Below are 20,759 nucleotides of genomic sequence, written 5' to 3'. Positions count from 1 at the left end.
CACTCCTTACAAATACCTAATAGATCTTTTGGAAGCCCGTCCGGCGTCACATATATCGCGGCACGGGTCGGCGTGGCGCTGGCCCCCTTCCCTCGCCCGGTCTGGCGGATTACCTATATGCCTCGGTCAGCAAGGGGCAGGTCATGATCTACAAAGACGGTGAGGCATGGCGGCAATCGGCCAGCAAGCGGGTCGTGCTGTTCGGCATGTCGGGTCTGGGCAAGACCTATCTGGCCAGCATGCTGCGCGATGCGGGCGAGTGGTTCCACTATTCGGTCGATTACCGGATCGGCACCCGTTACATGGGCGAATACATCGCCGACAACTTCAAGCGCGAGGCGATGAAGGTGCCGTTCCTGCGTGAACTGCTGCTGTCCGACAGCGTCTATATCGCCAGCAACATCACCTTCGACAATCTGGCGCCGCTGTCCACCTATCTGGGCAAGCCCGGCAATCCCAGCCGGGGCGGGCTGCCCTTCGACGAATACTGCCTGCGCCAGAACCAGCACCGCCGGGCCGAGATCGCCGCGCTGCTGGATACGCCCTATTTCATGCACCGCGCGCGCGACATCTATGGCCTTGCCAATTTCGTCTGCGATTCCGGCGGCTCGATCTGCGAGGTGGTGGACCCCGACAATCCCGAGGATCCGGTGCTGACGGCGCTGTCGCACGATTTGCTGCTGGTCTGGATCAAGGGATCAGAGGCGCATACCGCCGAATTGGTGCGCCGCTTCGACCGTGCCCCCAAGCCGATGTATTACCAGCCGGAATTTCTGGAACGCGCATGGATCGGATATCGCGTCGAGAAGGGCGCGAATGAAGACGAGGTCAATCCCGACGATTTCATCCGCTGGACCTATGCCCGCGCATTGGCCCACAGACAGCCACGATACGAGGCGATGGCGCGGCGCGGCGTCACCGTCACCGCCGAAGAGGTGGCGGGCGTCAAATCCCCCGCCGATTTCACCGACCTCATTGCCCGCGCCATCGACCGCACCATCCAGAACCGGGAAACCTGAAGATGCCCATCACCCTGAACGAGAACCTGCCCGCCTATCGCATCCTGTCGGATGAGGGCGTGATGGTCATGTCTCCGGGCCGGGCGGCGATGCAGGACATCCGGCCGCTGCGCATCGGATTGCTGAACCTTATGCCCAGGAAAATCCAGACCGAGAACCAGTTTGCCCGGCTGATCGGCGCGACGCCGCTTCAGATCGACTTTCAGCTGATCCGCATGTCGGACCATCACAGCCGCAACACCGCCGCCGATCACATGAAAAGCTTTTACCGCCCCTTCCGCGAGGTCGAGGCGACGGGCGAGAAATTCGACGGGCTGGTCATCACCGGCGCCCCGATCGAGCTGCTGGATTTCGATCAGGTCACCTATTGGGACGAGTTGACCCGCGTCTTCGACTGGACGCAAAGCCATGTCCATTCCACCTTCGGCGTCTGCTGGGGCGGCATGGCGATGGCCTGGCATTTCCACGGGCTGGAAAAACATGCGCTGGAACACAAGGCCTTCGGCTGTTTCCGCCATCAGAACCTTGCCCCGGCCTCGCCCTATCTGCGCGGCTTTTCCGATGATGTGCTGGTGCCGGTCAGCCGCTGGACCGAGATCCGCCAGCCCGATGTCGATGCCCGCCCGGCGCTGCGCACGCTGCTGGCCAGCCCCGATGCCGGGCCCTGCCTGCTGGAGGATCCATGCCACCGCGCGCTCTATGTTTTCAACCATTTCGAATATGACAGCACGACGCTGAAGGACGAATATGACCGCGACGTCTTGGCGGGCAAGGCGATCAACATTCCGCGCAACTATTACCCCGAAGATGATCCGTCGCGGCCTCCGGCGAACCGCTGGCGCAGCCATGCCCATCTGCTTTACGGCAACTGGATCAACGAGATCTATCAGACGACATGGTATGACATGGACCAGATCGGAACCCCGGTCGCGGAATCGCGGTAACCGACGCCTGCCAGCAAGGAGATCATCGTGGACAAAACCTCGAACGAACTGCCCGACATGCCGCTGGTCGGCCAGATCAGCAAGGCGTTGAAGGACGCGCCCAAGGACATCCGCAAGGCCGTCGAAGGCGCGGACAAGGGCGCTGTCCTCGACCCCGGCTATCCTTATCGCGAAGAGATGCCGAAGAAGGAATACCAGGCCCATATGGACCGGCTGCAACTGCAACTGGTGCGGATGATGCATGGCGTCGTCTCTGCCGGCAAGCGCGTCGTGGTGCTATTCGAGGGGCGCGACGGGGCGGGCAAGGGCGGCACCATTGAGAGGATGAGCAAGAACCTCAACCCGCGTTCGGCCTATATCGTCGCGCTGCCCAAACCGACCGAACGCGAGGCCGGGCAATGGTATTTCCAGCGCTATGCGGACTGGCTGCCCGCGGCGGGGGAAATCGCGCTGTTCGACCGCAGCTGGTATAATCGCGGCGTGGTTGAGAGGGTCTTCGGCTTTGCCACCGAAAAACAGCGCAACGCCTTTTTCCGCCAGCTTCCCGGTTTCGAGCAGACGCTGGTCGATGACGGCATCATTCTGGTCAAGCTGTGGCTGAATGTGGGCCGGGCGGAACAGATGCGCCGCTTCCTCGACCGGGAAAGCGACCCGCTGAAACAATGGAAGCTGTCCTCGATCGACGTCGAAGGGTTGGCGAAATGGGACGATTACAGCCAGGCCATCCATGAGACCCTGAACCTGTCGCATTCGCCGATCACGCCCTGGACGGTGATCCGCTCGGACGACAAGCGCCGGGCACGGATCGCGGCGATCCAGACGGTGCTGCATGCGGTCGATTACGCGGGCAAGGACGTCGCTGCCATCGGCGAGGTCGATCCGCAGATCGCGGGCGGCCCCGAGATCATCCCCGGATGATCCGCGCAGCGCTGATCTGGCTGGCATTGACCCTGCCGCTGGCAGCGCAGGACCTGCCCGACTGGCAGCATACCAGCATCAACGATCTCGCCGGGCTGCTGAGCGATGACGACACCCGCCTTCTGGATCATGCGCTGATCGACCTGTTCCAGCAGACCGATATCGAGGGCACCGTCGTCACCCTGCCCGACCGCGCGGCCTATGGCGGCAGCGATGGGCTGGAGGCTTTCGCCACGCGGCTGTTCAACCATTGGGGCGTGGGCGATGCCGGGCGCAATGACGGCTTCATGCTGCTGGTGCTGGCCGATAACCGCGAGGCCCGGATCGAGCTTGGCGCGGGCTATTCCCCCGAGGCCGATATCGTCGCGCAGGACATCATGCGCAACATCATGCTGCCCGCCTTTCGTGACGCCCGCCTGTCCGAGGGCATCCGCGAGGGCACTCTGGCGGTGATCGACCATATCGCGCAGCCCTCGGCGCGGGGCGAGGCGCCGCGTCGGGTGCGGCAGCCGGTGCCGCTGATCCCGGCGCTGATCGGGCTGGGCATCGCCGGGATCGTCGCGCAGGGCATCGCTCGCAACATCCTGCGCCGGGTCCGCCATTCCCGCCGCCCCTGTCCGCAATGCGGCGGGCGCGGTCTGGTGGATGAAACGCAACCCGACCCTCAGGCCCCGCAGGATGCGCCGCCATCGCGGATCGTCTGGCGGCGTTGCCCCCGTTGCGGCTGGCGCAGCGAGGGCGAGCGGCGGACGCAGCGCGCAGGCCGCCCCTCGGGGCGCGGCGGCGGTTTCGGCGGCGGACGATCCTCGGGCGGGGGGGCCTCGGGGCGGTGGTAGGGCGCCCGAGCGGGGCCAGCAAACCCCTTGCGCCAGTACGGCGCCACGGCTAGCGTCAAGGGCAAATCCCCGCAACAGGAAGGCCCGCGTTTCATGCGTTTACTGTCCACCACCTTGCTGGTTTCCGCCCTTGCCGCGCCGGCATTCGCCGCCGATCCCGAACTGACCGTCTTCGACTGGGCCGGGTTCGAGGAGCCGGTGATCTTCCAGGCATATATCGACAAGCACGGCACCGGCCCGACCTATGCCTTCTATGGCGACGATGACGAGGCGTTCCAGAAGCTCGCCTCGGGCTTCCGGGCCGATCTTGCCCATCCATGCAGCCAGATGGTCAGCAAATACCGCGATGCCGGACTGATCGAGCCGTTCGACACCGCGCGCATTCCGAACTTTGACAAGATCGCCCCGGAATTCCTTGATTCCGAAGTATTTCAGGACGACGAGGGCGTCTGGTACATCCCCACCGACTGGGGCGCGACCGCCATCGCCTACAACACCGAAAACGTCCCGGCCGAGGATGTGGCCACCTTGCAGATCTTCGTCGATCCGGCCTATCAGGGCCGCACCTCGCTGCCCGATTCATCGGATGATGTCTGGGCGCTGGCCTATCTGGCGACCGGCACCACCGATTGGGACGATGTGACCGACGAGGAATTCCAGAAGGCCGCCGACTGGCTGCGTCAGGCGCATCAGAACGTCGCCGCCTATTGGGCCGATCCGGCGGAACAGTCGCAGCTGATGGCCTCGGGCGCGGTCGATGTGGCATGGTCGTGGAATGACGGCGTGGTGGTGCTGAAGGGCGACAACTATCCCGTCGGTTTCCAGCGCGAGGCCGAGGAAGGCTCCTCTACCTTCTTCTGCGGCTATGTGAAGCTGAAAAACGGTCAGGGCAGCGAAGACAAGGTCTATGACTATATCAACGCCTGGCTGGAGCCTTCGGCGGCGCGCGGGCTGCTGGACACCATCGGTTACGGCCATACCTCGACCGAGGCGATGGCGACCATCGCCGACGATCCTGCCGTGGCCGAGGGTCTGTCCGATATCGACGTGCCGATTCTGGCCCAGACGCCGAACGATCCTGCGCAGCGTGAAAAGCAACTGGCCGAGTTCGAGAAGATTAAGGCCGGGTTCTGATGCTTGCGGGCGGCGGGGGCTGCGGCCCCTGCCCTTGCGCGGATCAGATCCCCTCGAAGTAGCGGATCCCCTTGACCACCAGATCGGCAAGGCTGTTCGCGCCCAGCTTTTCGCGCAGCACAAGGCTGACATTGGACACGGTCTTGTAACTGATGCAGGCCCGGTCGGCGATTTCGCGATAGGCCAGCCCTTCGGTGATCAGGCCCAGGATTTCCTCTTCCCGCGCGGTCAGGCGGGTGCTGGTGCTGCGCTTGCCGGGGACGTTCATCAGCGCGATCTGGGTGGCAAGGCGGCTTTCGACATAATGGCCGCCGCGCAGAACCTCGTCCAGCGCGGTCATGATTTCCGAGGCCGGGGCGTCCTTGTTCAGCACGCCATTGGCCCCGGCATGCAGCGCGCGGCGCGCCAGCACCGGGCTGCGATGCATGCTGAACACAAGGATCGGCAGCGTCGGGTCCAGCAGCCGCAAGCGGTCGATCAGCTTGATCCCGGCGGTCTTGTTGTCGGCCAGTTGCAGGTCGATCACCATCAGGTCGGGCCGCCGGGTGCGCCAGATCTTCCAGCCCTCCAGCGCCGAGATGACCGGGATCACCTCGCAATTCACCCGCGTCTCGACGATCGAGCGCCAGCCCTCGATCACCACGGGATGGTCGTCCACGACGACGATCCGGCGCGGCTGGGCATCTGGACGGCTGCGGCTGTTCATCATTGGGTGGTCATCCTCAATTCGGTTATCGTCCGGCCATCCCGGTGATGCGGTGGCTGCCAGCTGGCATGAACAGATGCTGCGCGCGAGGCGATCCCCCGGAACCCGCGACCGGGTCGCAAGGTATCGGCGGGCGGACCCTGACCCGTATCGATAACATGGGCGACAAGATCCGTTCCCTCGTAAAAAAGTCTGATATCGACCCGCGACGCTTTGCCGTGGCGCAAGGCGTTCAGGACGGATTCGCGCACGAAGCGGTAAAACACCACCGTCACCCGGGGCGGCAGGCGCGGCGCGGGACCAGCCGTCAGCCGCACGGTGGCACCCTGCCCCGAGAATCCTTCGGCCAGTTCCGCCAGCATTTGCCGCAGATCGCCGCCCTCGGCGGGGTCGAGTTCCTCCAGCGCGTTGCGGATCGCCCGCTTCAGCGCCCCTGCCTGCCGCTCGGCCTCGGCCAGTGCGGCCGCCAGCGGGGCGCGTTCAGTCTCGGGCAGGCCGTCCAGCGCCATCCGCAGCCGGTGCAGCGCCGCGTTCAGCGCGAACAGGCAAGGCCCGGTCTGGTCATGCAACGCCGAAGCGATCCGGGCCGCGTCCTCATCCAGCGGTTCGTCCAGCGGCGGGGCGTCAGGGGTCATTCGGGCGCCTTCCGGCTCATGGCGGCGGCCAGCGCGCTGTCGTGATCTGCCCCTTGCAGGCGCGATACGCGATAATATTGCACAACCGAGCCCAGACTGCCGCCATGCGGGGCAGATTCGCCCTCATTCAGCCGTTCCAGCAACGATGTAACGGTGATTTCAACGCCGTCGCGCTGGCGGATTTCGGCCCAGAGCTGGACCACGCGATTGGCGATCATGCGGGGGCTTTCGCGATAGCGGCGGGCGGCCTGCTCCAGCAGGGGCACGATATCGTCGCGCGGCTCTCCCGTGGCCCGCACGATAAAGGCCACGGGTGTTTCGTCGTCCAGAACTTCCAGCCAGTTATCTGAAACTTCTTCGTTTTCCTGCTGGGTTTGGGAAGAGGACGGCAAGGTCTCATCGTCGTCCTCGTAACATCCCGCGACCGCCAGAAGGGCGGTCAGTGCAAGAACCGCTCTCATCCGGGGCCGTCTTTCGGCAAATGCCATATCGTTCCTCCTTTCTCCCCGGCGGGGTGATTCGTCACGAAGTTTTCATGATCACCCAACGCTAAATCCGCCTAAGGTGTGAGACAACCTGTCGCAGGCTCGCCCGATGGTATGATGGAATGCGGATGTCAGGGCGATACACCCCGAATGACACGGGGTATTTATCCCGGAAATATCAGGATATAATGCTCGCAGACATCGGCACCGCGCAATGATCCTATCAGGAAGGCGATGACGGAATGAGGAGTTCGTCATCGACGGTGAAGCGCCCCGAACGGATGGTGGGCTACCCATTCGGAACCGTTGGCTGCGCGTAAGGGAGAGGATTACATGCACCAGATACTCAGAAAGAAGCGGCATCATGTGTCGCGCCTGGCAATGGCCACGGCGCTTGGCATCGGCATGCTGGGCGTTCAGCCGGCCATGGCGAACGACAAGCTTGTCGAACTTGCCAATGATCCGGCGAACTGGATCATGACCGGGCGCGACTATAACGCGCAGAACTACTCGACCATGGACGAGATCAACAAGGAGACCGTCAGCCAGCTGCGTCCGGCATGGTCGTTCTCGACCGGCCTGCTGCACGGCCACGAAGGCACGCCGCTGGTGGTGGACGGCAAGATGTATGTCCATACGCCTTTTCCCAACACCGTCTTCGCGCTGGATCTGGAAGATCCGGGCACGATTCTGTGGCAGAACAAGCCGCGGCAGAATCCGACCGCGCGGACAGTGGCCTGCTGTGACGTGGTCAACCGCGGTCTGGGCTATTGGCCGGGCGACGACGAGCGCGGCCCGCTGATCTTCCGCACCCAGCTGGACGGCCACATCGCCGCGCTGGACGCCGAAACCGGCGAAACCGTGTGGATGATGGAGAACTCGGACATCCGCGTCGGCTCGACCCTGACCATCGCGCCCTATGTCATCAAGGACATGGTGCTGGTGGGCAGCTCGGGCGCCGAGCTGGGCGTTCGCGGCTATGTCACCGCCTATGACGTGAAGACCGGCGAACAGCGCTGGCGTGCCTTCGCGACCGGGCCGGACGAAGAAATGCTGCTGGCCGAAGACTTCAACGCACCCAACCCGCATTATGGCCAGTTCAATCTGGGCATGGATACCTGGGAAGGCGAAGCCTGGAAGATCGGCGGCGGCACCAACTGGGGCTGGTATGCCTATGATCCCGACGAGGACCTGTTCTATTACGGCTCGGGCAACCCGGCGCCGTGGAACGAGACCATGCGTCCGGGCGACAACAAGTGGACCATGGCCATCTGGGGCCGCGAGGCCGAAACCGGTCTGGCCAAGTTCGCCTATCAGAAGACCCCGCATGACGAATGGGACTATGCCGGCGTCAACGTGATGATGCTGTCCGAGCAGACCGACAAGGAAGGCAACGAGCGCAAGCTGCTGACCCACCCGGACCGCAACGGCATCGTCTATACGCTGGACCGCACCAATGGCGACCTGATCTCGGCCGACAAGATGGACGATACGGTCAACTGGGTGACCGAGGTGCAGCTGGATACCGGCCTGCCCGTGCGTGACCCGGAATTCGGCACCCGCATGGACCACATGGCCCGCGACATCTGCCCGTCGGCCATGGGCTATCACAACCAGGGTCACGACAGCTATGACCCCGAGCGTGAGCTGTTCTTCCTCGGCATCAACCACATCTGCATGGACTGGGAGCCCTTCATGCTGCCCTATCGTGCGGGTCAGTTCTTCGTCGGTGCGACGCTGAGCATGTATCCGGGACCGAAGGGCGACCGTCAGAACGGTCTGGGTCTGGGTCAGATCAAGGCCTATAACGCCATCACCGGCGAAATGGCCTGGGAAGAAATGGAACGCTTCTCGGTCTGGGGCGGCACCATGGCGACCGCTGGCGGTCTGACCTTCTATGGCACGCTGGACGGCTTCCTGAAGGCCCGCGACAGCGACACGGGCGAGCTGCTGTGGAAGTTCAAGCTTCCCTCGGGCGTGATCGGCCATCCGATGACCTATCAGCATGACGGCCGTCAATATGTCGCCATCATGTATGGTGTCGGCGGCTGGCCGGGTGTTGGTCTGGTCTTCGACCTGAACGACCCGACTGCCGGTCTTGGTTCGGTGGGTGCGTTCCGCCGTCTGGCCGAGTTCACCCAGATGGGTGGCGGCGTGATGGTCTTCTCGATCGACGGCGAAGGCCCCTACTCTGACCCGATGAACGGCGAATACGTTCAGGGTGAAGACGCCTGATGCAAAACCGGGCGCGGCCTGCCCAATCCGCTCGGCAGGCCGCACCCACCTTGCAGCAGACCAAACGGGAGAAGATTGAAATGAAGACGGCAATGGCACGCCTGGCGTGGGGCGGAGCGATCTTGTTGACAGGGATCGGCACGGCGACGGCGCAAGACCAGCAGACCGAAGCCACCGGAACCGACGAAACGACCCTGCGCGTCTGCGCATCGACCCAGGAGGCCCCTTATTCGACAAAGGATGGCACGGGTTTCGAGAACGTCATCGCGGGCATTCTTGCAGAAGAAGCCGGTATGGAACTTGATCTGGTGATGATCGACAAGGCGGCGATCTATCTGGCCCGCGACGGCATCGACGAGGGCATCTGCGATGTTCTGATCGGCGTGGATGCGGGCGACGAGCGACTGCTGACCAGCGAACCCTATTACCGTTCCGCCTATGCTTTCGTCAGCCGCGAGGATCGCGGGTTCGAGGGCGACGAGTGGCAGGATGCGGATCAGGACGGTTACAATACCTTCGCCTACCGCTATCACAGCCCGGCGGAAACCATCCTGAAATATACCGGGCGTTACGAGTATAATCTGGTCTATCAGGCATCCCTGACCGACTTCCAGGACCGGCGCAATCAGTACACCCAGGTAGAGGCGTCACGCGTCGTCTCTGAAGTTGCCGCGGGAAATGCCGATCTGGGCATCATCTTCGCCCCCGATGCCGGACGCTATGTCCGCGACTCGCGTGAGCCGCTGAAGATGACCCTGATCACCAATGAAATAGAGCGTTCGGACGGGTTGATGATCCCGCTGCAATACAGCCAGTCCGTCGGCATCTCGAAAGAAAAACCCGAGCTTGTCGATACGATCAATTCGGCGCTCGAATCCGGCCGCGAACGTATCGAGGCCGTGCTGGCGGACGAGGGCATACCGACCCTGCCGCTGGAATGAAAACTCAAGGAGCAGTAGTAGCGATGAAGCAAATCGTGCTTGCAGGCATCATGGCCGGTCTGACGGCGACGGCAGCCGTTGCCCAGCCGCAATTCTATCACGCCGTCGAAGGCACGCCGCTGAATTTCGACGACGCCCTGGAAGAGGGCCGCGACACCGAGGCGGTGCAGGAATTCATGGAAACCGGGATGAACCCCTATAACGAGGATCCCGAACACCTGCCGGAAGGCGAAAGCCTCTTCAACACCATGTGTTCGGGCTGCCACGGCCACTATGCCGAGGGCAAGATCGGACCGGGGCTGAACGACGACTTCTGGAGCTATCAGCAGGGTCTGACCGACGAGGGTCTGTTCTCGATCGTCTTTGGCGGCACCACCGGCCAGATGGGCCCGATGTATGGCAGCCTGACGCTGGACGAGATGTTGCTGGTCATGTCCTGGGTGCGCCACCTGTACACCGGCGAAGCATCCACCGCGAGCTGGCTGACGCCTGAACAACGCGAGAATTTCACCCCGTTCAAGCCCAAGGGCGGGGGCGAAGCCGAGGCCGAGGAGCAATCCTGAGGCCGCTGTGACACCCGTCGGGCCGGTCGTGATGACCCGGCCCGGAGGATTGCCGGGAAACCGGCGCTCGACCAAGGAGGAGGAGGAGGAACCCATGAAACTCTTTGCATACAGTCTCGTCGCGGCCATGGCCGTTGCCGCCCCGGCGCTGGCCTATGACGGCACGAACTGCCGCGCGCCCGGCAATTGCTGGGAACCGAAGCCCGACTATCCCGAGCAGGTCGAGGGTTCGCAATATGACCCTCAGCATGACCCGGCAGAACTGAACAAGCAGGGCGAATCGCTGACGGCGATGGACAACCGCAACGCCTGGCGCATCTGGAACATGAGCCAGACAGGCGAATTCCAGTATGATGTGTCCCGCATCGAAGGCTATGAGGAAGGGGCCGAACCACCCGCCGCCGAATAAGACCTCGCCCGGTGCCGCGCAGATCCCGCCTTCGAGCGTGGCTGTGCGGCACTTTTCCTGACAGGCATATCCTGAATGACGAACGACCCCAATTCCCCCGCCGACTGGCTCAGCCGGCTCCGTCAGGCTGAACAGCAACTGAACGGGGTCATTCTGGGACAGGGGCGGTCTATTCATCTGCTGCTGCTGTCCGTGCTGACGCGGGGCCATGTGCTGCTGGCAGGCGATGTCGGCACCGGCAAGACCACGCTGCTGCGCGCCGTCGCCCGCGTGATCGGCGGCCCCTATGCCCGGATCGAGGGCACGGTGGACCTGCTGCCGACCGATCTGATCTATGACGCCCATATCGACGAATCCGGCCGCCCGCAGATCGAGGCCGGATCCGTCCTGTCCCACGGCGAAGATCTGTCGATATTTTTCTTCAACGAAATCAACCGCGCACGCCCGCAAGTTCATGCGCTTCTGCTGCGGCTGATGGCGGAACGCACGCTGACCGCCTTCCGCCGCGAATGGCGTTTCCCGCACCTGCAGGTCTTTGCCGACCGCAACCAGATCGAGCGCGACGAGACCTTCGAGCTGCCCGCCGCCGCCCGCGACCGTTTCATGATGGAAATCCCGGTGCTGCTGCCCGAAAGCCGCGAGGATCGGGTGGCGCTGGCCTTCGAGACCCGGTTTCACGATACCGACAGCCTGATCGGCACGCTGGATCAGGGGCTGCTGCCCTATCACGGTCTTGGCGCGCTGGCCCGCGACATTCAGGACCGGGTTCATGCCAGCCCTGCCCTGCAACGCTATGTCTATGACCTCTGCGCCGCCTTGCGCGACCCCGCCGAGGCCGGGTTGCAGATCGAGGGCGCCGACAGCGAGCGTCTGGTACGCGGCGGCGTCAGTCCGCGCGGCATGCAGGCGCTGGTGCGGGTTGCCCGCGCCTCGGCCTGGGCGGATGGCCGCGACGCGGTGCTGCCGCAGGACGTGCGCGAGGTGTTCGAGCCGGTCATGGCGCACCGGACCTTCCTGTCCCCCGCCTATGAGCCGCGCCGCGAAACGCTGGTGCCCGCGCTGATCCGGGCCGCGTTCGACAAGATCCCGGTGCCCTCGGAATGACTGCCGGGACGGCCGAGCTGTATCTTTTCGATGCGCTGGCATGGCGTCTGGCGCGCGCCCAGCCGGGCATCCGTCAGGGTGCCCATCGTGGGCGGATGCGCGGCGCGGGCGAGGCCTTCGCCGATGTCGCGGGCCTGCTGGCCCATCCCGACCCGCGCAGGCTGGATGTCCGCCGCTCGATCACCGACCCGTTCGGCGGGTTTTTCGTGCGCCGGTTCGAACGCCATACCGATCTGGTACTGCATCTGCTGCTGGACGCCTCTGGCTCTCTGGCGGCGGGGGCATCCTCTGACCGGCAGGGGCTGGCGGCGCTGTTGGCGGGGGGGCTGGCGCAGGCCGCGCGCCGGGGTGGCGACCGTTTCGCCATGCAGGCCATCGGCGGAGGCGCGGTTCTGGCCGAACAGGACCCCTCGCGCCGCGCCGGTCTGGGCGACGAGATCCGCCAGACCGTCGAGGCGCTGACGCCCACCGGCCATGATCCCGAGGGCCTGATCCGGGCCGCAGAGGTTTTGCCGCAAAGCCGGGTTCTGGTCGTGCTGATCTCGGATTTCGATCTGAGCGCGGATGAGCTGGAACGGCTGCTCGGCGCGCTCAGCCCACGTCCGGTGCTGCCGATCTGGCTGCGCGATACGGCGATCGAAAACCCCTCGGGCGCCTTCGGTCTGGTCGAGACCCGCGACCCGGAATCCGGCCGCCGCCGCACCGTGCTGGCCACCCGCAAATGGGCCGCAAGGCAAATCGCCGCGGGCGAGGATCATCGCCAGTCGCTGCGCAAGGTCTTTGCCAGCCACGGCTTGCGCGCCATCGAGATTACCGACAGCATCGACATGAACATGCTGATCGCCGAACTGGACGAGGCCCCGCTGTGAGCCGCCCCCGCATATGGTTGCCGCTGGCGCTGCTGCTGCTGGCCCTGCCCGCGCCGCTGGCCGCGCAGACCGAAACGGCACCCGAAACCGAAACCGCCCAGCCCAACATCCGGGTCGAGAACCCGCATGGCTATGGCTGGTGGCTGGGCGATGTGCTGGTTCAGCGCATCCATATCGACCTGCCCGACGGGGTGACGATCGAGCAGGCCAGCCTGCCCCGCCTCCGCGCCGTCGATTACTGGCTGGACCTGCGCAGCATCACCAGCACGGAAACCGACAGCGGTGTCACGCTGCGGCTGGAATGGCAGAACTTCTATTCCGCGCTGGAGCCGCAGGCGCGCGAGGTGCCGCCCTCGCCCATCCGGCTCAGCGATGGCACCCAGACGCGGCTGCCGGGGTTCCGCTTCGTCACCTCTCCGATCCGACCGCTGGCGGCGCCCTCGACGGGGGATCAGCTGCTGGCCGATCCGGTCTATCGGCTGATCGACCCGGACGATAACCGCATCGGGCTCGCGCTGTCGGGCCTTGCGCTGCTGGCGGTGTTGGTGGGCTTTGCGTGGCATCAGGCATGGGGGCCGTTCCGCCGCCGCGCAGACCGGCCATTCACACAGGCCGCGCGTCACATCAACCGGCTGCCCGCCGATGCCGGGCCCCAGCGTCGCCGCCTGCTGCATCGCGCCTTTGATCGCGCCTTCGGGCGGGTGCTGATCAGCGCCGATCTGCCGCAATTCCTGTCTGCGCATCCGCAATTCGCCGGCCTTTCGGATCGCCTCTCGGGCTACTTTGCAGAATCCGATCAAAGCTTCTTTGGCCGCGCCCCGGCGGATCAACCGACCGACCCTGCCGTTCTGGCGCGTGAATTGTCGCGGATTGAAAGGGGGCTGAAGTGATCGGTTTCGGCCTGCCCTATGCCCTTGCCGCGCTGCCGCTGGCGCTGTTGCCGCTGCTGGCGCGCTGGCTGCGGGCGGATCGGGTGCCACGGCTGGACCTGCGCCCCGCCGATGGCGCTTCGCGTGCCGTCGATATCGGGCTGACCGCGCTGGGGATGATCACCATTGCCGCGCTGGTGCTGGGGATTTCCGATCCGGTCCTGAAGGGCGGCACCGTGTCCTATCGCGGCAACGGCACCAATCTGGTGCTGCTGATCGACCGCTCGTCCAGCATGGACGACACATTTGCGGGTCGCGCGCCGAACGGCAACGAGGAAAGCAAATCCACCGCCGCCCGCCGCATCCTTCAGGAATTCATCCAGCAACGCCCCGACGACCGCATCGGCATCGCCGCCTTCTCGACCGCGCCGCTGGAGGTGCTGCCGATGACGGTCAGCCGCAACGCCATCAACGCCGCCATCGCCGCGCAGGACGAACGCGGGCTGTCGCAGACCGACGTCGGGCGCGGACTGGCGCTGGCGATGGAGATGATGCGCGATGCCTCATCGATGGGATCGCGGGCGGTGGTGATGGTGTCGGACGGGGCCGGGGTGATCTCGGCCGAGGTGCAGGACATGCTGCGCGAACTGGCGGCGGAACAGCGGATCAACCTCTATTGGCTGTATCTGCGCACCGTGGGCGCGAAAAGCATCTTCGACGATGGCGCGCCGGGCGAAAGCAACACCCCCCAGACCCGACCCGAGCGGCACCTGCATCTGTTCCTGCAACGGCTTGGCATCACCTATCGCGCCTTCGAGGCCGAAAGCCCCGAGGCGGTCGAACAGGCGGTCGAGGAGATCGGCAAGATGGAGGCCCGCCCGATATTGACCGAGCGTGTCCTGCCCCGGCGCGATCTGGACTGGATATGCTATCTGCTGGCGGCGGTGGCGGCGGGCGGGCTGACGCTGGCGCGCTGGCTGGAACGGCCCTATGCCCCCCGCCGCCCCGCTGCATTGATGAGGCAGACATGAAACGGCGGCTGACCCTTCTGGCGCTGGTGCTGGCGCTGCTGATCTCGGGCGCGGGGGTGGCGTGGTATGGCGTGGCCGTGCGCAACGATGCCCGCGACAATGCCGCCATCCGCAATCTGGCCGCCGGGCGCGGCGCGCAGCTGCGCGAAGGCGCCGATGCACGCGCCGTCCATGCCGCGATCCTGTTCTTTGCGTGGCGAGAGCGGCTGGAAGAGGCGCAGGAGCTGCTGCCCCTGATGCAGAATGCCCGCCCCGACCTGCTGGCCGATGCCTGGTTCGCCATCGGCAATGCCAGGATGCGGCTGGGCTTCGAAAATATCGAGACCAGCCGTTTCGAGGATGCCGAGCCGGAAATCGAACTGGCCAAGCAGGCCTATCGCTCGGCCTTGCAGGCCGATCCCTCGGACCGCGATTCCAAGGTCAATCTGGATCTGGCCATGCGGCTGGTGCGCGACCTGCCAAGGGGCGAGGCCGATGGCAACGAGGACCCCGAAAACCAGCCCCGGCGGCTGTGGACCGATCTGCCGGGCCTGCCGCGCGGCGCGCCATGAGCGCCGGTCCGCAGCATATCGCCCGCCGCGTGCTGCCGCCTCTGGCGGTGACCGGACTGGCGTTGCTGGCGGCCTTCGGGCCGGGCATCTCGCGGCAGATGCCGCTGACCGATGTGCTGCTGGTGGTCGATATCACCCGCTCGATGAATGTGCGCGACATGGGGGGGCGGGGACGTCTGGACTATGCCCGCGACGCGCTGCGCGACTGGGTCGCCGCGCGGCCCTGCGGAACGAGGCTGGGGCTGGCCGTGTTCACCGAACGCCGCAGCCTGACCCTGTTCGAACCCATCGAGATCTGCGAGGATTTCGCCACCATCTCGGACACGATCGAGGGGCTGAGCTGGCGCATGGCGTGGGAAGGCGACAGCATGATCTCGCGCGGGATCGATCATGCCATGACCCGCGCCCGCGACATGGGCGTTTCGGTCGTCTTCGTGACGGATGGGCACGAGGCCCCGCCCCTACCCTATGGCGGCCCGGCGGATTTTCGCGGCGAAAGCCCGGGCGGGGTGGTTCTGGGCGTGGGCGGCGAGGATCCGGCGCCGATCCCGAAATTCGACGATCTGGGCCGGGAAACCGGGTTCTATACCCCTGCCGATGTGCAGCACGCCCCCGCCCGGATCGGCGCGCCGCCGCCGGATGCGGCCGAACGCCCCGGCTATCATCCGCGCAACAACCCCTATGGCGAATCCGATCTGGAGGGCGAAGAACATCTGTCGTCCCTGCACGCGGATTACCTGCAACAACTGGCGCAGGGCCGCGGACTGGGCTTTGCCCGGCTGTCCGACGGCCCCGCCGCCATCGACCGCGCACTGGCCGCCAACGCCCCTGCCGATGTCGTATCTGTGAAACGCAGCCTTGCGCCGGTTCTGGCTTTGGTGGCGTTATTGATCATGGCCGGGACATGGTTGGCCGCCAGCCCCGTCATGAAATACATGCGAAAGGAGGAATGATGATAAGTCGCATGCAAGCCGTTCTGGTCGCCACCCTGTTGGCGGCTCCGGCATGGGCCCACGGCCCAACTCCGCAGGATCTGACACACAGTGTCGAGATCGACGCCCCCGCCGAGACTGTGTGGGAGATCCTGAAGGATCCCGCCACCATCAGCGACTGGCACCCCGACGTGACCTCGGCCACGATGGAGGGCGAAGGTCCCGGCGCCAAGCGCACGACCGAACTGGAATCCGGCACCGTCGGCGATGGGATCGACATCATCAACGACGACAACCTGACCACCCGCTGGCGTCTGGCCGAGGAAAACCGCGACGTGATCCCGGTCAGCTTCTATACCAATACGCTGGTGGTCAAGGAAACCGACGCGGGGTCCGAGGTGACCTGGCGCGCCAGCTTCTTCCGCGCCGACACCACCAACGAGCCCGAAGAGCAATACAGCGACGAGGCCGCCGTGACCTTCATGGATGCCTATATCACCGAAGGACTGAACGGGCTGAAGGAACAGGCTGAAACCGGCAGCTGACCGGACCAGCCGCATCGGCCCCGCAGTCGGGGCTGATGCGTGACAACGCGCGAATGATCCGGTTCCGCCGCAGGCCGGGCGGGAACAGGCCCGGATCATTCGCCACCCTTCCGGGCAGCGTCCCAACCTGAATCAAATTCATGATCTTCTGGAGGATTATGAATTTTACCTTTCGTGCCGGGCAGGCCATAGTGCCCACTTGCGCAAAGGACCGATGATCATGCAGGCATTCCAGCTTCCCCCTTCCGATACCCTGCGCCAGTTGCAACAGCTGGCCCGCGAACGCATCCTGATCCTTGACGGGGCGATGGGCACGCAGATCCAGCAACTGGGCCTGTCGGAAGAGGATTATGGCGGCCACGGTGCCGGTTGCGCCTGCCGCCATCATTCCGAGAAGCCGCAAAAGGGCAATAACGACCTGCTGATCCTGACCCAGCCCAAGGCGATCGAAGAAATCCATTTCAACTATGCCATGGCCGGTGCCGATATCGTCGAGACCAACACCTTCTCGGCCACGACCATCGCGCAGGCCGATTACGCCATGGAAGCGGCGGTCGATGACCTGAACGTGGAAGGCGCGCGGATCGTCCGGGCGGCGCTGGATCGCGCCACCGCCATCGACGGCAAACCGCGCTTCGTCGCCGGCGCGGTTGGGCCGACCAACCGCACGGCCTCGATCAGCCCGGACGTGAACGATCCCGGCTATCGCGCGGTCAGCTTTGACGAATTGCGCGTGGCCTATGGCCAGCAGATCCGCGGCCTGATCCGGGGCGGCGCTGACATCATCCTGATCGAGACGATCTTTGACACGCTGAATGCCAAGGCCGCCATCTTCGCCTGTTTCGAGGCCTTCGCCGAAGTGGGCCAGCGCCTGCCGGTGATGATCTCGGGCACGATCACCGATGCCTCGGGGCGCACGCTGACCGGGCAGACGCCGACGGCCTTCTGGCACTCGGTCCGCCATTCGCGGCCCTTCACCATCGGGTTGAACTGCGCGCTTGGCGCCTCGGCCATGCGGCCGCATCTGGCGGAACTGGCCGGCGTCGCGAACACCTTCACCTGCGCCTATCCGAATGCCGGTCTGCCCAATGCCTTCGGCCAGTATGACGAAGGCCCAGCCGACACCGCCGCTCAGATCGCCGAATTCGCGGCCGAGGGGCTGATCAACCTGACCGGCGGCTGCTGCGGCACCACGCCCGACCATATCCGCGCGATTGCCGAGGCCGTCGCCCCCTTCGCCCCCCGCGAGGTGCCCCATGTCTGATCGTTATCTTCGCCTCTCGGGTCTGGAACCGTTCGTTCTGACCCCGGACATCCCCTTCGTGAACGTGGGTGAGCGCACCAACGTCACCGGCAGCGCCCGGTTCCGCAAGCTGATCACCAATCGCGACTATGCCGCCGCGCTGGAGGTCGCCCGCGATCAGGTCGAAAACGGCGCCCAGATCATCGACATCAACATGGATGAGGGGCTGATCGATTCAAAGGCGGTGATGGTCGAGTTCCTGAACCTCGTCGCCTCGGAACCCGATATCGCCCGGGTGCCGGTGATGATCGACAGTTCCAAATGGGAGGTGATCGAGGCCGGGCTGAAATGCGTGCAGGGCAAGCCGGTGGTGAACTCGATCAGCCTGAAAGAGGGCGAGGAACAGTTCCGCCATCACGCGGGCCTGTGTCTGGCTTACGGCGCGGCGGTCGTGGTCATGGCCTTTGACGAACAGGGCCAGGCCGACACCTTCCAGCGCAAGACCGAGATCTGCGCCCGTGCCTATCGCATCCTGACCGAGGAACTGGACTTCCCGCCCGAGGATATCATTTTCGATCCCAATATCTTCGCCGTGGCGACCGGGATCGAGGAACATAACAACTATGGCGTCGATTTCATCGAGGCCACGCGCTGGATCCGCCAGAACCTGCCGCATTGCCATATTTCGGGCGGGGTCTCGAACCTGTCCTTCAGCTTTCGCGGCAACGAACCCGTGCGCGAGGCGATGCATGCCGTCTTTCTCTATCACGCCATTCAGGCGGGGATGGACATGGGCATCGTCAATGCGGGCCAGCTGGCGGTCTATGACCAGATCGAGCCGGAACTGCGCGAAGCCTGCGAAGATGTGGTGCTGAACCGCCGTGACGACTCGACCGAGCGGCTGCTGGAAATCGCCGAGCGTTTCAAGGGCGGCGCGCGCGAGGAAAAGGTGCGCGATCTGGCATGGCGCGAATGGCCGGTCGAAAAGCGGATGGAACACGCGCTGGTCAACGGCATCACCGAATTCATCGAGGCCGACACCGAAGAGGCGCGTCTGGTCGCAACCCGCCCGCTGGACGTGATCGAGGGGCCGCTGATGGCAGGCATGAACGTCGTCGGCGACCTGTTCGGCGCGGGCAAGATGTTCCTGCCGCAGGTGGTGAAATCGGCGCGGGTGATGAAACAGGCCGTCGCCGTGCTGCTGCCCTATATGGAGGAGGAAAAGCGCCTGAACGGCGGGTCCGAGCGTGAAAGCGCGGGCAAGGTGCTGATGGCCACGGTCAAGGGCGACGTCCACGACATCGGCAAGAACATCGTCGGCGTCGTTCTGGCATGCAACAATTACGAGATCATCGACCTTGGGGTGATGGTGCCGCCGCAGAAGATCCTTGAAGTGGCGCGCGAACAGAATGTCGATGCCATCGGGCTGTCGGGCCTGATTACCCCCAGCCTTGACGAGATGGTCCACATGGCCGCCGAGATGGAGCGTGAGGGTTTCGACATCCCGCTGCTGATCGGCGGCGCGACCACCTCGAAGGTGCATACGGCGGTCAAGATCGCGCCGCGTTATCTGCATGGGCCTGCGGTCTATGTCACCGATGCCAGCCGCGCGGTGGGCGTGGTCAGCCAGCTGCTCAGCCCGACGCAGCGGGCCGATTACGTGGCGCAGGTGCGGGCCGAATATACCGATGTGGCCGCGCGCCACGAACGGGCCGAATCCGCCAAATCGCGCCTGCCGCTGGCCACCGCGCGGGCCAATGCCTTGCAGATCGACTGGTCGGATTATCACGTCCCTGCCCCGACCTTCCTTGGCACCAGGATCCTCGAGGACTGGGACCTGGCCGAAATCGCGCGCTATATCGACTGGACCCCCTTCTTCCAGACATGGGAGCTGAAAGGCGTCTATCCCCGCATCCTCGACGACGAAAAACAGGGAGAGGCCGCGCGCACCCTGTTTGCCGAAGCGAAAGAGATGCTGGAGCGGATCATCGAGGGCAAATGGTTCCGCCCCCGCGCCGTGGTCGGTTTCTGGCCCGCCAATACCGTCGGCGACGATATCCGGCTTTATACCGATGACGGGCGCGCGGAAACGCAGGCCATGCTGCACACGCTGCGCCAGCAGACCAGCAAACGCGGCGGACGCCCCAACGTGGCGCTGTCGGATTTCGTCGCCCCCGAGGGCAGCGTGCCGGATTACGTCGGCGGTTTCGTGGTCACGGCAGGCCCCGAGGAATCCGAGATTTCCGCCCGGTTCGAGCGCGCGAATGACGATTACGCCGCGATCATGGTCAAGGCGCTGGCCGACCGCATCGCCGAAGCCATGGCCGAGATGCTGCATGAACGGGTGCGCCGCGAATTCTGGGCCTATGCGCCCGATGAGGCCTACAGCCCGCAGGAACTGATCGCAGAACCCTATCGCGGCATCCGCCCCGCGCCGGGCTATCCCGCCCAGCCCGACCATACCGAGAAACTGACCCTGTTCAGCCTTCTGGATGCCGAAGCCGCGACCGGCGTCACGCTGACCGAAAGCATGGCGATGTGGCCCGGCAGTTCGGTGTCGGGGATGTATATCGGCCATCCCGACGCCTATTATTTCGGCGTCGCCAAGGTGGAACGCGATCAGGTTCAGGACTATGCGCAGCGCAAGGGCATGCCCATCGAGCAGGTCGAACGCTGGCTGACGCCGATCCTGAACTATGTCCCGGGCCAGACGCAGGACGAGGCCGCCTGAAACCCGCGGGCCGGGACCCACAGAAAAAGGCCGGTCGCAGGGACCGGCCTTTTTGCATC

General features: G+C 64.8%; 21 protein-coding genes. 18 read left to right on the top strand and 3 right to left on the bottom strand.

What is annotated here, in order from left to right:
* The first annotated feature begins 143 nt into the window (after positions 1-143).
* From JHW40_RS10485 to JHW40_RS10465, 5 genes are all read left to right on the top strand, one after another.
* The gene (locus JHW40_RS10485; RefSeq protein ID WP_090610104.1) at positions 144-1,019 is read left to right on the top strand and encodes an ATPase; all 876 of its coding nucleotides are present in this window, start codon (positions 144-146) and stop codon (positions 1,017-1,019) included.
* Positions 1,020-1,021: 2 nt separating this feature from the next.
* The gene (locus tag JHW40_RS10480) at positions 1,022-1,963 is read left to right on the top strand and encodes a homoserine O-succinyltransferase (protein WP_090610105.1); all 942 of its coding nucleotides are present in this window, start codon (positions 1,022-1,024) and stop codon (positions 1,961-1,963) included.
* A 57-nt stretch (positions 1,964-2,020) separates the two neighbouring features.
* The gene (ppk2, locus tag JHW40_RS10475) at positions 2,021-2,881 is read left to right on the top strand and encodes a polyphosphate kinase 2 (protein WP_090610228.1); all 861 of its coding nucleotides are present in this window, start codon (positions 2,021-2,023) and stop codon (positions 2,879-2,881) included.
* Entirely contained in the window at positions 2,878-3,717 is an 840-nt protein-coding gene (locus JHW40_RS10470; protein ID WP_090610106.1) for a TPM domain-containing protein, read from the top strand. Before ppk2 ends, JHW40_RS10470 begins: the two co-directional genes overlap by 4 nt.
* Positions 3,718-3,810: 93 nt before the next feature.
* Complete coding sequence (locus JHW40_RS10465) at positions 3,811-4,851, top strand: ABC transporter substrate-binding protein (protein ID WP_090610107.1); 1,041 nt, start codon at positions 3,811-3,813, stop codon at positions 4,849-4,851.
* 43 nt (positions 4,852-4,894) lie between these two features.
* Here JHW40_RS10465 and JHW40_RS10460 read toward each other — a convergent pair whose 3' ends face one another.
* The 3 genes from JHW40_RS10460 to JHW40_RS10450 are packed head-to-tail and all read right to left on the bottom strand — an operon-like array spanning position 4,895 to position 6,653.
* Complete coding sequence (locus JHW40_RS10460) at positions 4,895-5,560, bottom strand: response regulator transcription factor (protein ID WP_244519069.1); 666 nt, start codon at positions 5,558-5,560, stop codon at positions 4,895-4,897.
* Entirely contained in the window at positions 5,557-6,192 is a 636-nt protein-coding gene (locus JHW40_RS10455; RefSeq protein WP_090610108.1) for a sensor histidine kinase, read from the bottom strand. The genes JHW40_RS10460 and JHW40_RS10455 overlap by 4 nt, the downstream gene beginning before the upstream one ends.
* Complete coding sequence (locus JHW40_RS10450; protein WP_139208088.1) at positions 6,189-6,653, bottom strand: protein moxZ; 465 nt, start codon at positions 6,651-6,653, stop codon at positions 6,189-6,191. The genes JHW40_RS10455 and JHW40_RS10450 overlap by 4 nt, the downstream gene beginning before the upstream one ends.
* Positions 6,654-7,058: 405 nt before the next feature.
* On the opposite strand from JHW40_RS10450, the gene JHW40_RS10445 reads away from it, so the two are divergent.
* The 13 genes from JHW40_RS10445 to metH all read left to right on the top strand — a co-directional run bounded on the left by JHW40_RS10445 (position 7,059) and on the right by metH (position 20,700).
* Entirely contained in the window at positions 7,059-8,912 is a 1,854-nt protein-coding gene (locus JHW40_RS10445) for a methanol/ethanol family PQQ-dependent dehydrogenase (RefSeq protein WP_090610110.1), read from the top strand.
* Positions 8,913-9,004: 92 nt separating this feature from the next.
* Positions 9,005-9,853: a methanol oxidation system protein MoxJ gene (moxJ, locus tag JHW40_RS10440; RefSeq protein ID WP_090610111.1), complete on the top strand. Its 849-nt coding sequence runs from the start codon at positions 9,005-9,007 to the stop codon at positions 9,851-9,853.
* Between the two features lie 23 nt (positions 9,854-9,876).
* Positions 9,877-10,416 carry a cytochrome c(L), periplasmic gene (gene moxG, locus JHW40_RS10435; RefSeq protein ID WP_090610112.1) on the top strand — a complete coding sequence of 180 codons (540 nt, stop codon included), beginning with the start codon at positions 9,877-9,879 and terminating at the stop codon, positions 10,414-10,416.
* 94 nt (positions 10,417-10,510) lie between these two features.
* Positions 10,511-10,825, top strand: a complete 315-nt coding sequence (locus JHW40_RS10430; protein WP_090610113.1) for a methanol dehydrogenase — start codon at positions 10,511-10,513, stop codon at positions 10,823-10,825.
* Positions 10,826-10,900: 75 nt separating this feature from the next.
* Entirely contained in the window at positions 10,901-11,929 is a 1,029-nt protein-coding gene (locus JHW40_RS10425; protein ID WP_090610114.1) for an AAA family ATPase, read from the top strand.
* Entirely contained in the window at positions 11,926-12,798 is an 873-nt protein-coding gene (locus tag JHW40_RS10420; RefSeq protein WP_090610115.1) for a DUF58 domain-containing protein, read from the top strand. The genes JHW40_RS10425 and JHW40_RS10420 overlap by 4 nt, the downstream gene beginning before the upstream one ends.
* Positions 12,795-13,688, top strand: a complete 894-nt coding sequence (locus tag JHW40_RS10415; protein WP_244519070.1) for a nonribosomal peptide synthetase MxaA — start codon at positions 12,795-12,797, stop codon at positions 13,686-13,688. Before JHW40_RS10420 ends, JHW40_RS10415 begins: the two co-directional genes overlap by 4 nt.
* A complete protein-coding gene (locus tag JHW40_RS10410; RefSeq protein ID WP_090610116.1) occupies positions 13,685-14,698 on the top strand; it encodes a vWA domain-containing protein in 1,014 nt (337 codons plus the stop codon). Before JHW40_RS10415 ends, JHW40_RS10410 begins: the two co-directional genes overlap by 4 nt.
* Entirely contained in the window at positions 14,695-15,249 is a 555-nt protein-coding gene (locus tag JHW40_RS10405; RefSeq protein WP_090610117.1) for a hypothetical protein, read from the top strand. The genes JHW40_RS10410 and JHW40_RS10405 overlap by 4 nt, the downstream gene beginning before the upstream one ends.
* Positions 15,246-16,202: a VWA domain-containing protein gene (locus JHW40_RS10400; RefSeq protein WP_244519071.1), complete on the top strand. Its 957-nt coding sequence runs from the start codon at positions 15,246-15,248 to the stop codon at positions 16,200-16,202. Before JHW40_RS10405 ends, JHW40_RS10400 begins: the two co-directional genes overlap by 4 nt.
* Positions 16,202-16,726, top strand: coding sequence for an SRPBCC family protein (locus JHW40_RS10395; protein ID WP_272848960.1), 525 nt, complete (start codon positions 16,202-16,204; stop codon positions 16,724-16,726). Before JHW40_RS10400 ends, JHW40_RS10395 begins: the two co-directional genes overlap by 1 nt.
* Positions 16,727-16,946: 220 nt before the next feature.
* Positions 16,947-17,990, top strand: a complete 1,044-nt coding sequence (locus JHW40_RS10390) for a homocysteine S-methyltransferase family protein (RefSeq protein ID WP_090610231.1) — start codon at positions 16,947-16,949, stop codon at positions 17,988-17,990.
* Positions 17,983-20,700, top strand: coding sequence for a methionine synthase (gene metH, locus JHW40_RS10385; protein ID WP_090610120.1), 2,718 nt, complete (start codon positions 17,983-17,985; stop codon positions 20,698-20,700). The genes JHW40_RS10390 and metH overlap by 8 nt, the downstream gene beginning before the upstream one ends.
* Positions 20,701-20,759 lie beyond the last annotated feature (59 nt).

The organism is Paracoccus alcaliphilus (genome assembly GCF_028553725.1).
Classification (GTDB): Bacteria; Pseudomonadota; Alphaproteobacteria; order Rhodobacterales; family Rhodobacteraceae; genus Paracoccus; species Paracoccus alcaliphilus.
The sequence above is the reverse complement of the archived record's forward strand: the minus strand, read 5'-3'. Positions and strand labels throughout refer to the sequence as shown.